Source organism: Caulobacter endophyticus (genome assembly GCF_029543245.1).
In the GTDB taxonomy this organism is placed as follows: domain Bacteria; phylum Pseudomonadota; class Alphaproteobacteria; order Caulobacterales; family Caulobacteraceae; genus Caulobacter; species Caulobacter endophyticus_A.
The window spans coordinates 144,105-165,291 of the sequence record NZ_JARQWV010000010.1; the positions used below are offsets into that span (position 1 = coordinate 144,105).

Genomic DNA, 21,187 nt, shown 5'->3' on the forward strand with positions numbered 1-21,187 from the left:
GTCCGCGCCGCTTTTTCTTTTTTGGTGAAGAGGGGGCGAACTTTAAGTCCGCGCCGCCTTTTCTTGGCCCAGCCGGGGATTGGCGAAGAAGCGAAAGCCCTTCAGCAGGATCTTCACCGCCTCCCAGTGGATCGCCGCCAGCACCCCGGCCATCTGCCAGGGATGGCCCAGAGCCGCGCGCAGCAGGGCGCCGTCGCCGAGGGGCTCGCGTCGTCCCGAGAAGCTGGCCGACAGCACCCGCCCGGTATCGTCATGGACGTCGACCCCCACCCGCACGCCTTCGCCGGGCGGCGCGATCGTGAAGGCGTAGCGCAGGTCCATCGGCAGGAACGGCGAGACGTAGAAGGTCTTGTCGCAGCCCTGGACCACCAGCCCGTCGTCGCGTGCGGCCGCCGGCAGCACGTAGTCGTGGCGCTCGCCGAAGGTGTTGCTGACCGCATAGACCACCGCCGCCAGCTGTCCCTCGCCGTCGTGGCAGAAATAGACCGTCAGCGGGTTGAAGCCGTGGCCCAGCACGCGCGGCATGCACAGGGCCATGATCCGGCCGCCCGGCGATGACAGCCCGCGCGCCGCCAGCAGCGCCTCGACCTGCGGCTTCACCGGCGCGCCCAGGCGGCCGGCATGGTCGCGATCATGGTAGCTGAGCAGGTTCAGGGCGTTGTGCGAGAAAAGGCGCAAGGCCCGGCCCGCCGCGTCCAACTCGTCGAGATCGAGCAGCAGCATGAACACGCGGTAGCGCAGCCGGTGCCGCCGGGGACGGTCGCGCGCATGGACCACGACGCCGCTGTAGAGGGCCGAGTTCAGGCTCATGCGACCAGCGCCTCTTCGTCCCGCGCCGCCGACGCCTCGCCCAGGAAGATCCGGCCCGACGGCTCGGCCACCCGCCAGGGCCGGCGCACGCCGCCCAGTTGCTCGGCCACGGCCAGGCCCGCCTGCAGGCCGTCCTCGTGGAAGCCCGAGCCGAAATAGGCGCCGGCGAACCAGGTTCGGCGCGTCCCCTGCAACGACCACAGCCGCGCCTGAGCCGCCATGGCCGGGCCGTCGAACAGGGGATGCTCATAGACCTGGTCGTGCAGCACCGCACCCGGCGCGCGATCAGGGTTGAGCGACAGGAAGCAAGGATCGGCCTCGCCCAGCGGCTGCAACCGGTTCATCCAGTAGGTGACCCCGCCCTCGCCCCGCGCGCCCCTCTGGCCGACATGGTTCCAGCTGGCCCAGGCGGCGCTCCGGCGCGGCATCAAACCTTGATCCCGGTGCAGCACCGCGCGATTGCGGCTGTAGCGGAAGGCGCCCAGCAAGGCCGTCTCCTCGGCCGTCGGCCGCGCCAGCATGGCCAGGGCCTGGTCGGCATGGGCGGCGATCACCACCTGGTCGAAGCTTCTCGTCTGCCCCGCCCCGTCCTCGACGACCACGTGGTCGGCATGGCGCAGAACCCGCCGGACCGGCCGCGACAGCAGGATCTCGCCGTCCATGTCGGCCGCCAGGGCGGCGACGTAGCGAGCGCTGCCGCCGGCCACCGTCCGCCAGATCGGCCGCTTATCGATCGGCAGCATCAGCCCGTGATTGTCGAAGAACCGCAGGAAGGCCCCGGCCGGAAACTCGCGGATGTCGCGCAGCGAGGCCGACCAGATCGCCGCCGCCTGGGGCAGCAGGTGGTCTTCCTGAAAAGCCCGGCCGAACCCCTGCGCGTCGAGATAGTCCGCCAGCCGGCAGAAACCGCCGTCGGCCTCCAGCGCGCGCGCGTCGCGCGTGCCCGACCGGTAGAAGCGCATCACGTCGATCAGCATGCCCAGGAAGCGCGGATTCACCAGGTTGCGCTTCTGGGCAAGCAGGTTGCTGGACGAATATTCCAGCGCCCCGTCGTCCAGCGACACCCCGAACGACATGTCGCTGGCGGCCGTTTCCACGCCCAGGTGCGCGAACAGGGCCGTCAGGTTGGGATAGTTCGGCTCGTTGTAGACGATGAAGCCGGTGTCGACCGCGGTCCCGCCGGCCTGCACCGTATGGGCATGGCCGCCCAGCCGGCCGTCGGCCTCGTACAGCACGACCTCGTGGCGCTTGGACAGCAGCCAGGCGGCCGACAGGCCGGAGATCCCGGAGCCGACCACCGCGATGCGCTGGCGGGGAAACGAGGCGTGGGTCGGCAAGGCGCGGCTCCTGTCGGCAAGGCTTCGCTGGCAGCTACGAAGCAAAGCCGCGCCTGGACGCATCCGGATGACGATGTTCCGCGTAACTCCCCGTCGAAGGTCGCCGCCCCGACGGAAAGGCGGCCGCCCGCCAGCGACGGAGGACCGATGACCGACACGACCAACCTGCCCGACGCCGCGCTGGACCCTGGCCGCGGCCGCAGCGGCGGCGGGCCGATCCAGGCCCTGGCGCGGTTGGCCCAGGACGCGCCGGTTCCCGACTTCCTGTCGCGTTTCGCCATCGACCGGCTGGTGGCCGGGGCCCGGCGATCGCTGGATCGCGCTCCGCCGGACGCAGGCGCTCTGTTCGCCGAAGCCATGAGCGACCGCCCGATCGCCACCCACACCGCCGACGCCAACGCCCAACACTACGAACTGCCGGCCGCCTTCTTCGAGGCGGTGCTGGGGCCGCGCCTCAAGTATTCCAGCGCGCTCTATCCGCCGGGCGTGGAGACCCTGGCCCAGGCCGAGGAAGCCGCCCTGCGCGAAACCCAGACCCATGCCGATCTGCGCGACGGCCAGGACGTGCTGGAACTGGGCTGCGGCTGGGGCTCGCTGTCGCTGTGGATGGCCGAGCGCTTTCCCGCCTCGACGATCACGGCGGTCTCGAACTCGACCTCGCAACGGGCCTTCATCCAGGCCCGCGCGGCCGAGCGCGGGCTATCCAACCTTTCCGTCGTCACCGCCGACATGAACGTCTTCGACACCGCCCGCCGCTTCGACCGCGTGGTCTCGGTCGAGATGTTCGAGCACATGACCAACTGGCGCGCGCTGCTGAGCCGCGTGCGGACCTGGCTGAAGCCCGACGGCCTGCTGTTCCTGCACGTCTTCACCCACGCCGCGACGCCCTATCGCTTCGAGACCGAGGACCCGGACGACTGGATCGCCCGCCACTTCTTCAGCGGCGGGATCATGCCCAGCCACGACCTGCCCCGGCAGTTTCCCGACCTGTTCGAGGTGGCCATGGACTGGCGCTGGAGCGGAACCCACTACGCCCGCACCGCCGAGCACTGGCTGGAACGGTTCGACGCGGCCCGCGCCACGATCGATCCCCTGCTGACGCAGGTCTACGGCGCCGACGCGCGAATCTGGCGGCGGCGCTGGCGGCTGTTCTTCCTGGCCACGGCGGGCCTGTTTCGCCATCGCGGCGGCGCCGAATGGGGCGTCAGCCACTATCGCCTGCGGCCCGTGGCCTGAAGGAGTCCCCGAAAATGCTGCGCTACGCTCTCGGCTACCTGTCGACCGCCGTCGTCTTCCTGGCGCTGGACGCCGTCTGGCTGACCCAGATGGCCGACCGCCTCTATCGGCCGCGCATCGGGACCCTGATGGCCGACACCCCCAGCCTGCCGCCGGCGGTCGCCTTCTATCTGATCTATATCGGGGCGGTGACATGGTTCGCGCTGGTTCCGGCGCTGCGCCCCGACGGCGGCTGGCCGCGCCTCCTGACCAACGCCGCCCTGTTCGGTCTGGCCGCCTACGCCACCTACGACCTGACCAACCAGGCGACGCTGAAGACCTGGTCGACGGCCGTCACCCTGGCCGACATGGCCTGGGGCGCCTTCGTCACCACGGCGGCGGCCTCGGCGGGCTATTTCGTCGCCAGTCGGTTCGCCGGGCGGTAGGCCGTTGCCAGCCCCGGGACAGCATGCGAGCGTCCACCCTGGGCATCATGCCGGAGGGGACGTCGCTTGGACGCTGACAGCAGCCGCGCCTTGCTATCGCGGGCCATCGCCCGCGTCGCCAACCGCGACCACGACGCCCTTAAATACGTCTATCGCCACACCTCCGCGAAGCTATTGGGGGTCGTCTTGCGTATCTTGAACGATCGCGAGGAGGCCGAGGACGTGTTGCAGGACGTCTATCTGACGGTGTGGAACAAGGCCGACCGATTCGACCCGGAGAAGGCCAGCCCGATCACCTGGCTGGTCAGCCTGGCCCGCAATCGCGCCATCGACCGGCTGCGCTCGCGCGGGACCCGCGTCATGGCCGGCGTCGAGGAGGCCGAGGCCCTGCCCGACGCCGCGCCCCTGGCCTCGGCCCGGGTCGAGGCCGACGAGGATCGCCTCCGCCTCGACGGCTGCCTCGACCAGCTCGACCCCAAGCATTCCGGCGCCGTTCGCAAGGCCTTCTTCGAGGGCCTGACCTATGACGCCCTCGCCCAGGCGGTCGGCGTGCCGCTGGGCACCATGAAAAGCTGGATCCGGCGCAGCCTGATCAGCCTGCGGGCCTGTCTCGAAGCATGACCGACGCGACCGACATCCCGCCCGAAGGTGAAGAGCGCCCCCTCGCCGGCGAGTACGTTCTGGGCGTGCTGGATGCGTCCGAGCGCGCCGAGGCCGAACGCCGGCTCAGCATCGATCCGGCCTTCGCCCGCTCGGTGGCCTGGTGGGAGGAGCGCCTGACGCCCCTGGCCGCCGACGTCGCCGGCGTGCAGCCCTCCGAAGGCCTGTGGCCGCGCATCCAGGCCCTGGTCGCCGAACCGCTGAAGCCCTCGGCCTGGAGCAACGTCGCCCTGTGGCGTGGCCTGACCGCCGGCGCCATGGCCCTGGCGGCCGCCTGCGTGGTCATCGCCATCCTGCCGCGCCCTGCCCTGCCGCCGGCCGCGACGCCGGCCCCCGCCAGGCCGCAGGCGGCCGAGGTGGCGCTGATCGCCGATCCGGCCACCAACAAACCGATGATCGTCGCCACCCTCGACCACGGCATGGACCAGGTGATGCTGACGCCGATGGGCATGAAGATGCCGGAAGGCCGCGACGCCGAACTGTGGATCATCCCCGAGGGCCAGAAAGCGATCTCGCTGGGCGTGATCCCGATGGACAAGCCGATGCGTATCCCGATGCCGAAGGACCTGCGCGGCGAGGGAACCTACACCGCCCTGCTGGCCGTCACCGACGAGCCGATCGGCGGCTCGCCCACCGGCGTGGCCACCGGCTCGGTGCGCGCGGCGGGCAAGTTCGCCAAGGCCTGAACGGCGTTTTTCGGGGAGCCATAAGGGCCCGGGCGCGTTGGCCCCGGTCATGAAGGATCTTCCCGCCTGGCTGCCTGACTGGCTGAACGACTCCGTGTGGCTGATCGCCTGGGCCCCGCCCTGGATCGTCAGCCTGGTGCTGATCGTCGCCGCGATCGCCCTCGCCCTGGCCGTCCACGCCGTCGCCGTGCGGATCGTGCGCCACGGCTTCGCCAAGCGCGACGCCTTCTGGCAGGCGATGATCGCCCGCACCCGCCGCCCCACGCGCATGGCCTTCATCGTCGCCGCCCTGGGCGCGGCGGTGTCGATCGCGCCGCTCGACGTGGCCCAGGCCGCCACGGCCAAGCACCTGCTGCTGGTGATGTTCATCATCCTGCTGGGCTGGATGGCCATGACCGCCCTCGACATCGGCGCCGCGCTCTACATGCGCGGCTTCAAGGTCGACGTCGAAGACAACCTGCTGGCCCGCAAGCACATCACCCAGATCCGCATCCTGCGCCGGGCGATGGCGATCCTGATCGGCATCTTCACCCTGGCCCTGGCGCTGATGACCATCCCCGGCGTGCGCCAATGGGGCGTCAGCCTGCTGGCCGCCGGCGGCGCGGCCTCGCTGATCGTGGGTCTGGCGCTGCAACCCCTTTTGACCAACCTGATCGCCGGCATCCAGATCGCCGTCACCCAGCCGATCCGCATCGACGACGCCGTCATCGTCGAGAAGGAGTGGGGCAACATCGAAGAGATCAACGCCACCTACGTGGTGGTGCGCCTGTGGGACTGGCGGCGGATGGTCCTGCCGCTCAGCTACTTCATCCAGACCCCGTTCCAGAACTGGACCCGCGAAAGCGCCGCTCTGATCGGCACCGCCATGCTCTATGTCGACCCGTCCGCCCCGGTCGACCGCCTGCGCGAGAAGCTGGAGGAGATCGCCAAGGCCTCGCCGCGCTGGGACGGCAAGGTCGTCAACCTGGCCGTCACCGACATCACGCCCGAAGTCATGGAGGTGCGCTGCCTGGTCAGCGCCCGTAACGCCCCCACCACCTTCGACCTGCGCTGCGAGGTGCGCGAGAAGATGATGGCCTTCCTGCGCGAGGAACTGCCCGACGCCTTCCCGAAGAAGCGCCTGGCGCTGGCGGCGGAGGCCTGAAAGCTCCCTCCCCCTTGATGGGGAATGGCTGGGGTCGGGGTGGCTGCGGCGGTTCAGCTCGCACCAACGCCTGAAACGCCGTCACCCCCATCCCCGCCCCCCATCAAAGGGGGAAGGGAGACAGACACCAAGTAAGTGATTTATGACTTACAAGCAGGCGCCCGCGCGTGCGGCTGGCGCTTGCGCGGGCATTCGGCGGAGACTTCGCCGTCGAGGCGCTTGCCGGGGGAGACCGGCGGGCGCAGCCTGCTATCGGGTGGGGCGACGAAACGGCGGGGAGCGGAGTGACTCAAGCGTTCGAGATCGGCGTCAGAGCCAAGGCCCGCTGCGACCTGATGGGCGCGGCGCCTTTCAGCGAGGCCGACGACATGCTCGTTCGCCGCTTCCTCACCCCGGCCCACAAGGCCGCCCTCGACACCCTGAAGTTCTGGATGGAGGAGGCCGGCATGTCCGTCCGCCTCGATCCGGCCGGCAACCTGGTCGGCCGTTATGAAGGCGAGCCCCCCGGCGCCCCGGCCCTCTTGATCGGCTCGCACATCGACAGCGTGCGCAACGGCGGCCGCTATGACGGCGCGCTGGGCGTGATGCTGGCCGTCGACCTGATCGAGACCTTCTATCGCCAGGGCCGCCGCCTGCCCTTCGCGCTCGAAGCCATTGCGTTCGGCGACGAGGAGGGCTCGCGCTTTCCCGCCTCCATGGCCTGCAGCCGCGCCGTCGCCGGCACGGTCGATCCCTATGTGGTCGAGATGACCGACGCGGACGGTGTGAGCCTGGCCGAGGCCTACGCCGCCTTCGGCCTGGACCCCACCCGCCTCGTCGAGGCCGCCCGCAAGCCGGGCGAGGTCTTCGCCTTCCTCGAGGCCCATATCGAGCAGGGTCCGGTGCTGGAGGCCGAGGGCCTGGCCCTGGGCGTCGTCACCGCCATCGCCGCCCAGAAGCGGATCCTGGTGCGGTTCAAGGGCCAGGCTGGCCACGCCGGCACCACGCCCATGGGCCTGCGCAAGGACCCCGGCCCCGCCGCCGCCGAGGCGGTGCTGGCGCTCGAACGCATCTGCCGCGAGGGCCCGCTGGGCGGGATCGATGGCCTGGTCGGCACCGTCGGCCGGATGACCGCCCTGCCCGGCGCCTTCAACGTCATTCCCGGCGCCGCCGAGTTCTCGATGGACATCCGCGCCGAGACCTCGGCCACCCGCGACGCCGCCGTCGCGGCGATCACGGCCGAGATCGAGGCCATCGCCGAACGGCGCGGCCTGAAGGTCAGCGTCACCCTGATGCAGGAACTGGCCGAAAGCCCGTGCGACGCGGACCTGGCCGACCTGCTGGCCGCGGCCGTCGGCGATCTGGATCAGCCCGACCGCCGCCTGCCCAGCGGCGCCGGCCACGACGCCATGGTCATCGCCGACCTCTGCCCCACCGCCATGCTGTTCATCCGCTGCGAGGGCGGGATCAGCCACAACCCCGCCGAAGCCGTTACCGACGCCGACTGCGCCCTGGCCGCCCGGGCCATGGTCGGCTTCGTCGAGAAGCTGGCGATGAACAACGATTTCTCGAAGACGCAAGCATGACCACCTTCAAAGAACTCGACCACCCCGCCCGCCTGCTGATGGGTCCCGGCCCGATCAACGTGCACCCGCGCGTGCTGCGGGCCATGTCGGTGCAGCTGCTGGGCCAGTTCGACCCCGAGTTCACCGGCTACATGAACGAGGTCATGGCGCTGTATCGCGGCGTCTTCCAGACCTCGAACCAATGGACCTTCGTGGTCGACGGCACCTCGCGGGCCGGCATCGAAGCGGCGCTGGTCTCGACCCTGGTGCCCGGCGACGACATCGTGGTGGTCAACGCCGGGCGCTTTGGCCTGCTGCTGGCCGAGATCGCCGAGCGCTGCGACGCGCGCGTCACCTTCGTCGAGGGCGAATGGGGCAAGGTCGTCGATCCCCAGGCGGTGGAGGACGCGGTCGCGCGCGTGAAGCCGCGGCTGGTGGCCTGCGTGCACGGCGACACCTCGACCACCATCGCCCAGCCGATCGAGGCGATCGGCGAGATCTGCCAGCGCCACGGCGCGCTGCTCTATGTCGACGCCACCGCCACCCTGGGCGGCATGAGCGTGCCGGTCGACGCCTGGAAGGCCGACATCGTCACGGGCGGTCTGCAGAAGTGCATGGGCGGCCCGTCCGGCTCGGCCCCGATCACCATCAGCGACAAGGCCGCCGACCACATCTTCTCCCGCCGCCACGTGGAGAAGGGCCTGGCGACGGCCGGCATGACCGGGAACGGCCGCCGCATCGCCTCCAACTATTTCGACCTGGCCATGATCATGGACTACTGGTCGGACAAGCGGCTGAACCACCATACCGAGGCGGCCAGCATGCTGTTCGCCGCCCGCGAATGCGCCCGCATCGTGCTGGAGGAAGGGCTCGAAGCCCGCTTCGCGCGCCATGCCCAGGCCGGCGCCGCCATGACCGCCGGCATCGAGGCCATGGGCCTCGAAGTCTACGGCGACCAGGCCCACAAGATGAGCAACGTCACCGGCGTGATCGCCCCGGCCGGCGTCGACTACGACCGGGTGAAGGCCCGCATGCGCACCGAGTTCGAGATCGAGATCGGCGCGGCCTTCGGTCCCCTCGCCGGCAAGATCTGGCGGATCGGGACGATGGGCGTGAACGCCCGCAAGCACGCGGTGCTGCAGACCCTGGCGGCGCTGGAGGCGGTGCTGCGCTGGGAAGGTTTCGCCGCCCCGGCCGGCGCGGGCGTGGATGCGGCTCTGGGGGTGTTCGGATGAGCGTGCGCTTCAAGACCCTCTCCCCGAAGGGGGAGGTGTCGCCGAAGGCGACGGAGGGGGAAGTTCGGCAGGCTCGGGAAACGACTTCCCCCTCCGACCGCTGCGCGGCCACCTCCCCCTTCAGGGGGAGGGTCTTGGCATGACCTACCCCCGCGACCTCGCCGGCTATGGCGAGCACCCGCCGCACGCCCAGTGGCCGGACGGCGCGCGCGTGGCCGTGCAGTTCGTGCTGAACTACGAGGAAGGCGCCGAGCGCAGCGTGCTGCACGGCGACAAGGTCAGCGAATACTTCCTGTCGGAGATGGTCGGCGCCCAGCCCATCGAGGGCATGCGCCACATGTCGATGGAGAGCCTCTATGAATACGGCTCGCGCGCCGGCTTCTGGCGCATCCGGCGATTGTTCGAGGAATTCGGCCTGCCGCTGACCGTCTACGGCGTCGCCCAGGCCATGGAGCGCGCGCCCGACGTCGTCGAGGCGATGATGAAGTCGGGCTGGGAGATCGCCAGCCACGGCTATCGCTGGATCGATTACCAGCACTTCCCCGCAGATCTCGAGCGCGAGCACATCGAAAAAGCCATCGAGGTGCACAAGCGCCTGACGGGGGAACGTCCGCTCGGCTGGTATCAGGGCCGCACCAGCCCTAACACCGCCCGCCTGGTCGCCCAGGAAGGCGGCTTCGTCTACGACGCCGACAGCTATAGCGACGACCTGCCCTACTGGGACAGCCAGCATGGCCGGCCCCAGCTGATCGTGCCCTACACGCTCGACACCAACGACATGCGTTTCGCCGCGCCCCAGGGCTTCAACAGCGGCGACCAGTTCTTCGCCTATCTGCGCGACGCCTTCGACGCCCTCTATCTGGAGGGCGAGACCGCGCCGAAGATGATGAGCATCGGCCTGCACTGCCGCATCGTCGGCAAGCCGGCCCGGATCATGGCCCTGCGACGGTTCCTCGAGCACATCGCCAGCCACGACAAGGTCTGGGTGGCCAAGCGCATCGACATCGCCCGCCACTGGATCGCGACCCATCCGTACGGAGCCAAGGGATGAGCGCCCCGCCCCTGACCCTGGCCCTGCTCAACAGCATGAACCAGACGGGCTTCGTCACCGCCCTGGGCTTCGCCTTCGAGCTGTCGCCCTGGGTGGTCGAGCGCGCCTGGAGCGCCCGCCCCTTCGACAGCGTCGAGGCCATGCACGGCGCGATGATGGAGGTGCTGAACGCCGCCCCCCTCGACGACAGGCTGGCCCTGATCCGCGCCCACCCCGAACTGGCCGGCAAGGCGGCGATCGCCAGGCAGCTGACCGCCGAGAGCACGGCCGAACAGGCCGGCGCCGGTCTCGACAAGCTGACGCCCGAGGAGTTCGCCCGCTTCCACGACCTAAACGCCGCCTACGGCAAGACCTTCGGCTTTCCGTTCATCATCGCCGTGCGGCTGAACGACAAGACCTCGATCCTGCGGGCCATGCAGGCGCGCCTTTCCAACGACCGCGAGGCCGAGATCGCCGAGGCGATCCAGCAGATCGGCCTGATCTCCAAGCTCCGCATCCAGGACGCGGTGACGCAATAGATGGACTACGACCTCGCCGCCTGGCTGAACCTGGCGCTCCGCTGGCTGCACGTGATCGCGGGCGTCGCCTGGATCGGCGCCTCGTTCTACTTCGTCTGGCTCGACAACAATCTGCGCGCCCCAGAGTCCTTGGATGGAAGGCCCCCCAAGGATGGGGTGAAAGGCGAGCTGTGGGCCGTGCATGGCGGCGGCTTCTACCACTCGCAGAAGTACATGACCGCGCCGGCCCACATGCCCAGCCACCTGCACTGGTTCAAGTGGGAGGCCTACACCACCTGGCTGTCGGGCTTCGCCTTGCTGTTCGTGCTCTACTACTGGGGCGCGCCGGTCTACCTGATCGACCCGGCCAAGCACGCCTTCAGCCACTGGCAGGCGGTCGGCGTGGGCCTTGTCTTCATCTTCGGCGGCCTGGCCGTCTACGAAGGCCTGTGCCGCTCGCCGCTGGTAGAGCGCCCGCGCCTGTTCGGCCTGGTGTGGTTCAGCGCCCTGATCGGCGCGGCGTACGCCCTGCAACACCTCTTCACCGACCGCGGGGCCTTCATCCATGTCGGCGCCATCATCGGCACGGCCATGGCGGCCAATGTCTTCCTGACGATCATTCCCAACCAGCGGAAGATCGTCGCCGACATGCTGGCGGGCCGCGAGGTCGATCCGCGCCTGGGCGCGGCGGGCAAGCAGCGCTCGGTGCACAACAACTACATGACCCTGCCGATCCTGTTCATCATGATCAGCAACCACTATCCGGCGATCACCGGCCACCCGCTGGCCTGGCTGCTGCTGGCGCTGGTGGGCGCTGCGGGGATCTCGATCCGCCACTTCTTCAACCTGCGCCACCATGGGATCATCCGGCACGACTTCCTGTTCTATGGAGCCATGCTGATGTTCGCCGTCAGCGTGATCGCCAGCCAGAAGCCCAAGACGCCCGCCGTGCTGGGCCCGGTCAGCTTCTTCGAGGCCCAGGCGATCATGGAACAGCACTGCGTGACCTGCCACGCCGCCAAGCCCACGCACCGCGGCTTCGGCGCCCCGCCCAATGGCGTGACTTTCGACAGTCCCGAACACATCGCCCGCTATGCGCCCAAGATCAAGGAACGCGCCGTGGTCAGCACCAGCATGCCGCTTGGCAACGAGACCCATATGACCGATGAGGAGCGCGCCAAGCTTGGCGCCTGGATCGAATCCGGCGCCAAACTGCCCTGACGTCCCTGGAGACACTCGCCTTGTCAGACGCCGATCACGAGGCCGCCCCCGACGCCCCGGCGCCGCGCAAGCGCAACGCCGAGCGGACGCGCAAGGCGATCATGTCGGCGGCGTCGAAGGAGTTTTCCCAGGCCGGCTTCGCGGGCGCGCGCATCGAGCGGATCGTCAAGGCCGCCAAGTGCAACATCCGCATGCTCTACCACTACTTCGGCGACAAGAAGGGCCTCTATGTCGCCGTGCTGGAAGCCGCCTACGAGGACCTGCGCAACCGCGAGGCCGAGCTGAAGATCGACTTCGACAAGCCGCTGGAAGGCTTCCTCGAACTTCAGCGCTTCACTTTCGAGTATTTTGAGAAGAACCCCCGCTTCGAGGGCCTGCTGCGCAACGAGAACCTGATGCAGGGCAAGTTCGTCGCGCAGAGCCGCAAGGTCACCGAGACGGCCTTCCCCCTGCGTCGCACCATCGAGCGCCTGATCGAGAGCGGCCAGGAACAGGGCCTGTTCCGCGACAACCTCGACCCGATCCAGATCTACGTCACCATCGCGGCCATGAGCCGCTTCCACCTGGCCAACGGCTGGTCGCTGTCGGTCACGCTCGACACCGACATGAGCACCGCCGAATGGCGCCGGGCCAGGCTCCAGCACGCGCTGGACGTGCTGGAGGGGTATCTGACGGCGGCTTGATCAGGATCCTCCCCCTGAAGGGGGAGGATCTTTGGACACATACTCAGGCGATCGTGTTAGCCTGCAACGTATGCAGCTCCCTTTCTCAGACAGCGACAATGCCGCCGATCAGGAAGGAATTGCTGATCTGGAAGCGGGTCACATCATTCCACACGACCGCATGAAGACATGGCTTCTGTCGTGGGGGACGTCCGAAGAGACGCCCCCACCCGAAAGTGACTGACCCCTACTTCGCCATCACATTCATGACCGCCAGCGTCATCGCCTCCACGCCTGTGCGGATCGACGGCTCGGGGACCGGGGCGAAGAAGGGCGAGTGGTTGACGGGCAGCGGCTTGCCGGCCGCCTTCGCATCGGCCATCGCCTTGGGATCGAAGCCGCCGATCGAGAAATAGACCGACGGCACGCCTGCGATGATGAACTCCGAATAGTCCTCGCTGGCCGAGCCGGGCGACGGCACGGCGACCGCGTCCTTGCCGAAGGCGGCCTTGAAGACGGCGGCGGTCTTTTCGGTCAGGGCTGCGTCATTGACCACTGCCTTGCCGCCCGGAACGATCTCCAGATCGGGGGCCGGCGCGCCCGACATCTCGGCCACGGCCTTGGCGGTGCGGGTCACCCCGGCCAGGATCTTGTCGCGCACGCCGTCGTCCTGGGTGCGGATGGTGCCGCGCACCTTGGCCTTGTCGGGGATGATGTTGCCTGCGCTGCCGGCCTGGATCGAGCCAACGGTGACCACGCCGAACGCCGCCGGATCCTTCTCGCGGCTGATCACGCTCTGCACGTCGACGGTGAAGCGAGCGGCCATCATCACCGGGTCGATCGAGGCGGCGGGCATCGAGCCGTGGGCGCCGCGGCCGTTGAAGGTCAGCTCCAGGGCGTCTGAGGTCGAGGTCAGGACGCCGGCCTTGTAATAGACCTGCCCCGCCGCGCCGGGGCCGACGTGCAGGGCGAAACCGTAGTCGGGCTTGCCGAACTTCTGGAAGAAGCCGTCGTTGATCATCGCCTTGGCGCCGCTGACCGTCTCTTCCGAGGGCTGGGCGACGAACACCAGCGTGCCCTTCCACTTGGCCTTCTGGGCCACAAGCTGGCGGGCCGCGCCGATCCAGGCGGCCATGTGCACGTCGTGGCCGCAGGAGTGGGCGACGAACACCTCCGCGCCGTTCCAGGTGGTCTTGGCCCGGCTGGCGTAGGGCAGGCCCGTCTTCTCCTCCATCGGCAGGGCGTCGAGCTCGGTGCGGACCAGCACGCTGGGCCCCTCCCCGTTCTTCAGCACCGCCACCACGCCGGTCTTGCCGACGCCTTCGGTGACCGTGAAGCCCAGCGCGCGCATCTGCTCGGCCAGCTTCCTGGCGGTCTCGACCTCCTGGAAGCCGACCTCGGGGTGGGCGTGCAGGTCCTTGTAGAGCGCGTCGAGCTGCGGGTAGTCGCGGTCGAGCTGGGCCTTGATGGCCGCCTTGGTCGCCGGAACGTTCAGAGGGGCCGCGACAGCCGGCGCGGCCAGCAGGGCCATGGCGGCGGCGAGGGTGAAGGTCTTGGAGGTCATGCTGCTCGCGCGGCGGGCCGCGCCCTTCCTTCTGTCGTTACGCAAACGCTCCCTTCCCCCTTGATGGGGGAAGGGCGGGGTTGGGGGTGGAAGCGGCGGTGGACGTCACCCCAGCGGAGCCAGGTCCTGAACCCGTGTCACCCCCATCCCCGGCCCTTCCCCCATCAAAGGGGGAAGGGAGAACATCTAGGATCAGAACTTCCTACGGGCGTTCACCCCGACGGTGCGTGGGGTCAATCCATAAAGCAGGTCCTGGTACCCGACGTTGCTGTTCTTGTTCATGATCCCCTCGGCGTCGGTGAGGTTGGTCACGAAGGCGTAGACGCCCCAGTCCTCGGCCTCGACGCCGGCCCGCAGGTTCACGGTCGAGAAGCTGCCGAACTTGTCGAAATAGACGTAGGTCGGCCGGAAGGTGGAGACCATCTCGCCGGTATAGGCGTAGTCGGCGCGCAGCAGGCCGTTGAGGCCGGCGACCGGCAGCGGCCAGACGTACTGGGCCGAGGCCGAGGCCGTCCAGTCGGGCACGTTGGCGATGCGGTCGCCCTTCTTGCCGGTCGAGCCGTCGACCAGGATGTTGGCGTTGGCCTGATCCTCGGTCAGCTCGGCCTTGGTGTAGCCGATCGAGCCGTTGAGGGTCAGGCCGTGGATCGGACGGGCCGCGACCTCCAGTTCCAGGCCCTCGATCCGCGCCGCGCCGGCGTTGGTGATGAACTGGTAGAGACCGTCGGCCGTCATGGCGCTGGTCTGGCGGTCCTTCCAGTCGATGCGGTAGGCGGCGGCGTTGGCCGTCAGCTTGCCGCCCAGCCAAGTGGTCTTCACGCCCGCTTCGTAGTTCCACAGGCTGTCGGGATTGTAGACCACCAGCGCGCTATTGAGGCCCGGCACGTTGTTGGCCCCGCCCGGCCGGAAGCCCTCGGCCGCCGTGGCGTAGACCATGACGTCGGAGGTGATCTTGTAGCTGGCGTTGAACTTGTAGACCCAGCCCGAGGCCTCGGCGGTCTGTTCGGAATAGGCGGCCGGCGCGGCGCCGGTCAGCACGTTCCTCTTGGTGCCGGCGCTGCCGGTGGTCTTGGTGTAGTCGTAGTGGCGCGCGCCCACCGTCAGCGACAGGCCCTCGACCTGCGGCGGCGTCCAGGTCGCCTCGCCGAACTGGGCGGTCTGCTTGACGCCGGTGTTGACGTAGCGGCCCTGCAGGTACTGCATCGGGCTGTAGGGCTGGCCCGTGGTCAGGCTGGTCAGCACCGTGTTGCTGTCGATGTGGTCCTTGCGCAGCTCCATGTAGCCGCCGACCGTCCATTGCAGCTGGCCCTCGCCCTTCGACGACAGCCGCAACTCGTGGTTCCAGGCGCCCAGATAGGCCGGCTGGTAGCCGATCACCCCGTTGGCGCTGCCGATATAGGGCTTGTACTGCGGAGTGAAGTCGATCGTCCGCAGCATGTCGTACTTGTAGTAGGCGCTCGAGGCGGTGACCTCGCCGACCGGGCTAGACCATTTGCCGGTGACGCTGGTCATGTCCATCTCGGTGTCGAGCGGCAGCTTCACGGCGCTGTCGGTGTTGTAGCCGCCCAGGCGGTCGTACCAGCCTTCCAGGTCGTCGGCCGACGAGTTCTGGTGAACCTTGGTGACGACCAGCGAGATGTCGTCGGTGGGCGTGAAGCCCAGCATGGCGCGATAGCCGTCGGCGTGGCTGTCGTTGATGTTCTTGGCGCCGGTGCGGACGTTGTCGACGAAGCCCGGACGGTCCTCGGTATAGGCCACGATGCGGGCGGCCAGCTTGCCCTCGATCAGCGGGATGTTGCCCATGGCCTTCAGGTACGAGCCACGCGAACCGCCCTTGGTGGCGCTGGCCTGGCCTTCGATCGAGGCGCCGAACTGGCTGCTGTCGGGCTTGGCGTAGATCACCCGGATGGTGCCGCCCATCGAGCCGCCGCCGTACAGCGTGCCCTGCGGGCCGCGCAGAACTTCCACCCGCTCGACGTCGAACAGGTTGAGGTCGGCGGCGTTGTTGGCCGGGTCCTGGGTCGTGCCCGAGGGGCCGGTGACCGAGGTCTCGTCGTAATAGAGGCCGGTGGTGGCCTCGCCCGAGCCCTGCACGCCGCGGATGGTCACGCGGCTTTGGCCCAGCTGGCCCTGGGTCAGGTTCACGCCCGGCACCGAGCGGAAATAGTCCTGCAGGCCGGTGGCGCCGATCTTCTGCAGGCTGTCGCCGGTGACGGCGCTGATGCTCATCGGGGTGGTCTGGAGGGTGGTCGAGCGCTTGAGCGCGGTGACGACGATCTCTTCGACGGTCTCGTCGGCCGCAGGCTTGGCGGCAGGCGTCTGGGCGGCCGCCCCCAGCGGCGCGGCCAGGGCGGCCAGCGCCGCCGTGGAAAGCAGTATCTTGAGGTCGGTACGCATAACATTCCCCAGTGCATGCATGAGAGCGCCCGCTCTGAAGGCGGGTCGGTCCCCAGGCTGGGGTACGCGGCGAAAATATGTCAACGCTTTTGTATCGATATTATTTGAATCGATATCGATGCCCGCGGAATGGGCGCTACACCCCCTGCACAGCCAACAACCCCCGATCTTCCCCGCGAAGGCGGGGACCCAAGCTGAATTTCAGGATGAAATCTCCACCGGGCCGCCGCCAACTCGGCTTGGATCCCCGCCTTCGCGGGGAAGATCGGATGAGGATCGGCACCCCTCAGATCCCCGGCGCGTAGGGAAATGCAATCGCCTCGTAGGCCTCCAGGCTCAGCGGCGGCGGCGCCTCGCCCTTGGGCAGGGGCAGGCCGTTGATCGACTGGAAATAGGCGACCGAAGCGTCGCGCCACCACTGGGCCTCGCGGTACTGAATGGCCAGGTAGGTCGCCACCTCGCCATGACGCTCGGCGTCGACATAGGGCGAAAGATCCGACCAGGTCGCCTGCATGCCGTCGACCGCCTTCACCCCGCGCGAATAGCGGATCACCAGTTCGTCCCACAGCGGCCGGCCGGACCTGGTGCGGTAGTCCCACGGCAGGTGGTGGAACCACAGCAGGTCCTTCTCGTCGACCTTCGACAGATCCGAGAAGGCGGCCGCCACCGGCGGGGCGTACTGGGCCACCGCGTCGCTGCCCTTGGCCGTGCGGTCGAAGCCGATCCCCGCCTTGTCGGCCTTGTGGTAGTAGACGCTGGTCCAGTCGGCGCGCTCGCCGCCGGCCACCCAGGGCCCTGGACCATAGTGATGGCTGCGCCCCATCAGGTGGTGCAGGCCCATCGGGGTCATGTAGTCGACCACCGCCTCGCGCGAGCCCATCATCATCTTCACGGCCGGCCCGGTGAAGCGCCTGTCAGGCGTGAAGGTCATGGCCGCCCAGTCGCGGGCGACAGCCTCCGAAGAGGCTTCCGGATCCCAGGCCAGCCGCCCGAAGGCGTACCAGTTGGCCTGGTCGAACTGCGATCCGCTCCAGTTGCGGTCGGACCCGATATTGGCCACCCCCGCCATCAGGGTGCGGCTGCAACCATGCAGCTTGCCGTCGACCACCTTGGCCACGGTCGAGCCCCTACCGGCGGCAAAGGTGTCGGCCTTCAGCACCTCCTCCCACATGGTCCCGAGGTAGGCCAGGTGCGTGGAGAAGCCGAGATATTCCTTGGTGATCTGGAACTCCATGCCGAGGTTGGTCTTCGGCATCGCCCCGAACAGCGGGTGGAACGGCTCGCGCGGCTGGAAGTCGATCGCCCCGTTCTTGACCTGAACGATGACGTTTTCGGCGAACTGGCCGTCGAACGGCTTGAACTCCGAATAGCCCTGCTTGGCGCGGTCGTCGGGCTGCTCGTGCGAATAGACGAAGGCCCGCCACATCACGATCCCGCCGTGCGGCCCCACGGCCTGCGCCAGCATGTTGGCCCCGTCGGCATGGGTGCGGCCATAGTCCTGCGGGCCCGGCTGGCCTTCGGAATTGGCCTTCACCAGGAAGCCGCCGAAGTCGGGAATGGCCTTGTAGATCTCGTCGGCCTTGGCCTTCCAGAAGGCCCGCACGGCCGGGTCCAGCGGGTCGGCGGTCTTCAGACCCCCGATCTCGATCGGCGAGGAGAACCGCGCCGACAGATAGACCTTGATCCCGTAGGGTCGGAACGCGTCGGCCAGGGCCGCGGCCTTGGCGATATAGGGCGCGGTCAGGCTGTCGGACTTGGCGTTGACGTTGTTGAGCACCGCCCCGTTTATCCCGATCGAGGCGTTGGCGCGGGCGTAGTCGACATACCGGGGATCCTTGACGTCCGGCAGCCGCCACCAGTCCCAGATCGACTGGCCCGCATAGCCGCGCTCGACGCTGCGATCCAGGTTGTCCCAGTGGTTCAGCAGGCGGTAGCGGACCTTGGGCGCGTCGAGCAGGTCCAGCCGGTCGACCGCCTGCCGGGTCTGGATCAGCGCCAGATAGCGATAGACGCCGTGCAGCACGCCGACGTCGGTGTTGGCGGCGATCACCGTGAGCGGTCGTCCGCCGTCGGCCAGGGTGCGGATGCGGAAGCCCTCGTCCCCGGCCGTTTCGAGCGGCAGCTTCAGCGCGGCGATCCGGGGTGAGGATTTCGGCGTGCCCAGCAGGATCTCCCCGCCGCCGTCGCGGCGCTCGCCCAGCAGACCGGCCAGGCCCCGTTCGAGCTCGGCGCGGGCAAGCTTCAGGGTCGGCGTGTCGGCCACGGGAGCGACGGCTCCCACCGAAGCGCGGTAGGCGCCCGCCGCGCTCGCCTCCACCGGCCGATAGCGGAGCCACAGCTCATGGCCGTCCTCGGCCCGGGCGATCAGCGGCGCCAGCAGCAGGCCGGCGGCCAGGCAGAGCCCTCGAAACAGGTGGCTGGGTCGCATCGCATCTCCCCGTCGATCATCTGGGTCGGCCGTCTTCGCGGCCTGAAGCTGTCGCCGCATGTCCGGCGAGGTGGTCGAGTCTCCGGCACCTTATTGGTCTGACCAATGGATTGACAACCTCCCCGCCGCGTTTAAACGAAAGGAGCAAGATCGCTCGCGGGCCGCTCGCCCGCCAAGACCTCGTCGCCGGCCTTACCGGCGCCGCCGCAGAAAGACGCCGATGCTCAAGATCACCGCCGCCAGGGTCATCGTCACCTGTCCGGGCCGCAACTTCGTCACCCTGAAGATCGAGACCAGCGACGGCGTCTACGGCATCGGCGACGCCACCTTGAACGGCCGGGAGCTGGCCGTGGCCAGTTACCTCAACGACCACGTCATTCCCTGCCTGATCGGCCGCGACGCCCACCAGATCGAGGACATCTGGCAGTACCTCTACAAGGGCGCCTACTGGCGGCGCGGGCCGGTGACGATGTCGGCCATCGCCGCCGTCGACATGGCCCTGTGGGACATCAAGGCCAAGGTCGCGAACCTGCCGCTGTACCAGCTGCTGGGCGGGGCCTGCCGCACCGGCGTCATGGTCTACGGCCACGCCAACGGCGCCAGCATCGAGGAAACCCTCGACAACGCCCAGGCCTATGTAGAGCAGGGTTACAAGGCCATCCGGCTGCAGTCGGGCGTGCCGGGCCTGAAGACCGTCTACGGCGTCTCCAAGGACCGCTTCTTCTACGAGCCGGCCGACGCGGCCCTGCCCAGCGAAAGCGTCTGGTCGACCGAAAAGTATCTGCGCAGCGTGCCGCCGTTGTTCGAAGCGGCGCGAGAAAAGCTGGGCTGGGACGTCCATCTGCTGCACGACGTGCACCATCGTCTCACCCCCATCGAGGCCGGCCGCCTGGGCAAGGACATCGAGCCCTACCGTCCGTTCTGGATGGAAGACGCCACTCCGGCCGAGAACCAAGCCAATTTCCGCCTGATCCGCCAGCATACGACGACGCCCCTGGCGGTCGGCGAGATCTTCAACTCGATCTGGGACTGCAAGCAGCTGATCGAGGAACAGCTGATCGACTACATCCGCGCCACCGTGGTCCATGCCGGCGGCATCACCCACCTGCGCCGCGTCGCCGCCTTCGCCGACATGCACGGCGTGCGCACCGGCTGCCACGGGGCCACCGACCTGTCGCCGGTGTGCATGGCCGCGGCCCTGCACTTCGACCTGTCGATCCCCAATTTCGGCATCCAGGAATACATGCGCCACACGGCCGAAACCGACGCTGTGTTCCCCCACGCCTACAGCTTCGAGGACGGCATGCTGCACCCCGGCGAGGCGCCGGGCCTGGGCGTCGACATCGACGAGGACCTGGCCGCCAAATATCCCTACAGCCGCGCCTACCTGCCGGTGGCCCGCCGCGAGGACGGCTCGATGCACGACTGGTGAGATCGCCGATGCGATCTTGTCAGACCAAATAGCGGCGGCGTCCGACAAGGGTTATGTTATCGGTGAGGGACCATCGGTTCCGCGCGTCGATTCCAGGAAGCCATGTCGGACAACGTCAAGCTCTACCGCAAGATCGCGGACACCGTCGCCGACGCCATCGAGGCGGGCCAGTACAAGCTGGGCGACCGCCTGCCGACCGAGCGCGAACTGGCCGAACAGTTCGGCGTCTCCCGCCCCACCCTGCGCGAGGCGATGATCGCCCTGGAAATGCTGGGCATGATCGAGGCCCGCCACGGCCTGGGCATCTATGTCACCGGCGACGTGCGCCCCGTGGCCCCGCAAGCCGCCGAGCGCGAGACCGAGATCGGCGCCTTCGAGCTGATCGAGGCCCGCCGCCTGTTCGAGGGCGAGGCCGCCGCCCTGGCCGCCACCTCGATCACCGAGGAGCAGATCGCCCAGCTGGAGAGCCTGCTCGAGCGCATGCACGAGGAAGAGGAGATCCGGGGCGAGGACGCCGACCGCGAGTTCCACCTCGTCATCGCCGCGGCCACCGGCAACGGCGCCATCATCGCCACGATCGAGAACCTGTGGGACTGGCGCAACCGCTCCGCCCTGGCCCGCAACATCCTGACCCGCGCCCGCGGCATGGGCCTGGAGCCCCGCATCGCCGAGCACCGCCGCGTGGTCGAGGCCCTGAAGGCCCGCGACCCGGCCGCCGCCCGCCAAGCCATGCGCGACCACCTCGAACGGGTCATCGAGCACCTGCTGCACGCCACCGAAACCGAGGCGGTCGAGCGCGCCCAGCAGGAAACCAACGCCCGCCGCGACGCCATCGCCAAGCGCGTGGCGATCTGACCC

Annotated in this window: 18 protein-coding genes; 13 read left to right on the plus strand and 5 right to left on the minus strand. The window is 68.7% G+C overall.

Annotated elements, in window-relative coordinates:
* Positions 1-42: 42 nt before the first annotated feature.
* Positions 43-810 carry a DUF1365 domain-containing protein gene (locus tag P7A99_RS11705; RefSeq protein ID WP_277794030.1) on the minus strand — a complete coding sequence of 256 codons (768 nt, stop codon included), beginning with the start codon at positions 808-810 and terminating at the stop codon, positions 43-45.
* Positions 807-2,147 carry an NAD(P)/FAD-dependent oxidoreductase gene (locus tag P7A99_RS11710; RefSeq protein WP_277794031.1) on the minus strand — a complete coding sequence of 447 codons (1,341 nt, stop codon included), beginning with the start codon at positions 2,145-2,147 and terminating at the stop codon, positions 807-809. Before P7A99_RS11710 ends, P7A99_RS11705 begins: the two co-directional genes overlap by 4 nt.
* Before the next feature lie 147 nt (positions 2,148-2,294).
* Between P7A99_RS11710 and P7A99_RS11715 the strand changes: the two genes are divergently transcribed.
* From P7A99_RS11715 to P7A99_RS11765, 11 genes are all read left to right on the plus strand, one after another.
* On the plus strand, positions 2,295-3,383 hold the full coding sequence (locus tag P7A99_RS11715) for an SAM-dependent methyltransferase (protein WP_277794032.1): 1,089 nt from the start codon (positions 2,295-2,297) through the stop codon (positions 3,381-3,383).
* 14 nt (positions 3,384-3,397) lie between these two features.
* Positions 3,398-3,808, plus strand: coding sequence for a DUF2177 family protein (locus P7A99_RS11720; RefSeq protein WP_277794033.1), 411 nt, complete (start codon positions 3,398-3,400; stop codon positions 3,806-3,808).
* A 90-nt stretch (positions 3,809-3,898) separates the two neighbouring features.
* Positions 3,899-4,429, plus strand: coding sequence for a sigma-70 family RNA polymerase sigma factor (locus P7A99_RS11725; RefSeq protein ID WP_277794073.1), 531 nt, complete (start codon positions 3,899-3,901; stop codon positions 4,427-4,429).
* Positions 4,426-5,154, plus strand: a complete 729-nt coding sequence (locus P7A99_RS11730; protein ID WP_277794034.1) for an anti-sigma factor — start codon at positions 4,426-4,428, stop codon at positions 5,152-5,154. The genes P7A99_RS11725 and P7A99_RS11730 overlap by 4 nt, the downstream gene beginning before the upstream one ends.
* A gap of 49 nt (positions 5,155-5,203) precedes the next feature.
* Complete coding sequence (locus tag P7A99_RS11735) at positions 5,204-6,298, plus strand: mechanosensitive ion channel family protein (RefSeq protein ID WP_277794035.1); 1,095 nt, start codon at positions 5,204-5,206, stop codon at positions 6,296-6,298.
* Positions 6,299-6,633: 335 nt separating this feature from the next.
* On the plus strand, positions 6,634-7,863 hold the full coding sequence (locus tag P7A99_RS11740) for an allantoate amidohydrolase (protein WP_431307665.1): 1,230 nt from the start codon (positions 6,634-6,636) through the stop codon (positions 7,861-7,863).
* Positions 7,860-9,077 (plus strand): pyridoxal-phosphate-dependent aminotransferase family protein, encoded by a 1,218-nt coding sequence (locus P7A99_RS11745; protein WP_277794037.1) that lies wholly within the window; start codon positions 7,860-7,862, stop codon positions 9,075-9,077. The genes P7A99_RS11740 and P7A99_RS11745 overlap by 4 nt, the downstream gene beginning before the upstream one ends.
* A 139-nt stretch (positions 9,078-9,216) precedes the next feature.
* Positions 9,217-10,128: an allantoinase PuuE gene (gene puuE, locus P7A99_RS11750; protein WP_277794038.1), complete on the plus strand. Its 912-nt coding sequence runs from the start codon at positions 9,217-9,219 to the stop codon at positions 10,126-10,128.
* Complete coding sequence (gene uraD / locus P7A99_RS11755) at positions 10,125-10,646, plus strand: 2-oxo-4-hydroxy-4-carboxy-5-ureidoimidazoline decarboxylase (RefSeq protein ID WP_277794039.1); 522 nt, start codon at positions 10,125-10,127, stop codon at positions 10,644-10,646. Before puuE ends, uraD begins: the two co-directional genes overlap by 4 nt.
* Positions 10,647-11,846, plus strand: coding sequence for a urate hydroxylase PuuD (locus tag P7A99_RS11760; protein ID WP_277794040.1), 1,200 nt, complete (start codon positions 10,647-10,649; stop codon positions 11,844-11,846).
* 20 nt (positions 11,847-11,866) lie between these two features.
* Positions 11,867-12,529 carry a TetR family transcriptional regulator gene (locus P7A99_RS11765; RefSeq protein WP_431307663.1) on the plus strand — a complete coding sequence of 221 codons (663 nt, stop codon included), beginning with the start codon at positions 11,867-11,869 and terminating at the stop codon, positions 12,527-12,529.
* A 226-nt stretch (positions 12,530-12,755) separates the two neighbouring features.
* Here the strand turns inward: P7A99_RS11765 and P7A99_RS11775 are convergent, their stop codons facing one another.
* The 3 genes from P7A99_RS11775 to P7A99_RS11785 all read right to left on the minus strand — a co-directional run bounded on the left by P7A99_RS11775 (position 12,756) and on the right by P7A99_RS11785 (position 18,897).
* The gene (locus P7A99_RS11775) at positions 12,756-14,072 is read right to left on the minus strand and encodes an amidohydrolase (RefSeq protein WP_277794042.1); all 1,317 of its coding nucleotides are present in this window, start codon (positions 14,070-14,072) and stop codon (positions 12,756-12,758) included.
* Between the two features lie 192 nt (positions 14,073-14,264).
* Positions 14,265-16,469 (minus strand): TonB-dependent receptor, encoded by a 2,205-nt coding sequence (locus tag P7A99_RS11780; RefSeq protein ID WP_277794043.1) that lies wholly within the window; start codon positions 16,467-16,469, stop codon positions 14,265-14,267.
* Positions 16,470-16,755: 286 nt separating this feature from the next.
* Positions 16,756-18,897, minus strand: a complete 2,142-nt coding sequence (locus P7A99_RS11785; RefSeq protein WP_277794044.1) for an alpha-glucuronidase family glycosyl hydrolase — start codon at positions 18,895-18,897, stop codon at positions 16,756-16,758.
* Positions 18,898-19,117: 220 nt separating this feature from the next.
* On the opposite strand from P7A99_RS11785, the gene manD reads away from it, so the two are divergent.
* The gene (gene manD, locus P7A99_RS11790) at positions 19,118-20,329 is read left to right on the plus strand and encodes a D-mannonate dehydratase ManD (RefSeq protein ID WP_277794045.1); all 1,212 of its coding nucleotides are present in this window, start codon (positions 19,118-19,120) and stop codon (positions 20,327-20,329) included.
* A 102-nt stretch (positions 20,330-20,431) separates the two neighbouring features.
* On the plus strand, positions 20,432-21,184 hold the full coding sequence (locus P7A99_RS11795; protein WP_109100550.1) for a FadR/GntR family transcriptional regulator: 753 nt from the start codon (positions 20,432-20,434) through the stop codon (positions 21,182-21,184).
* Positions 21,185-21,187: the final 3 nt, after the last annotated feature.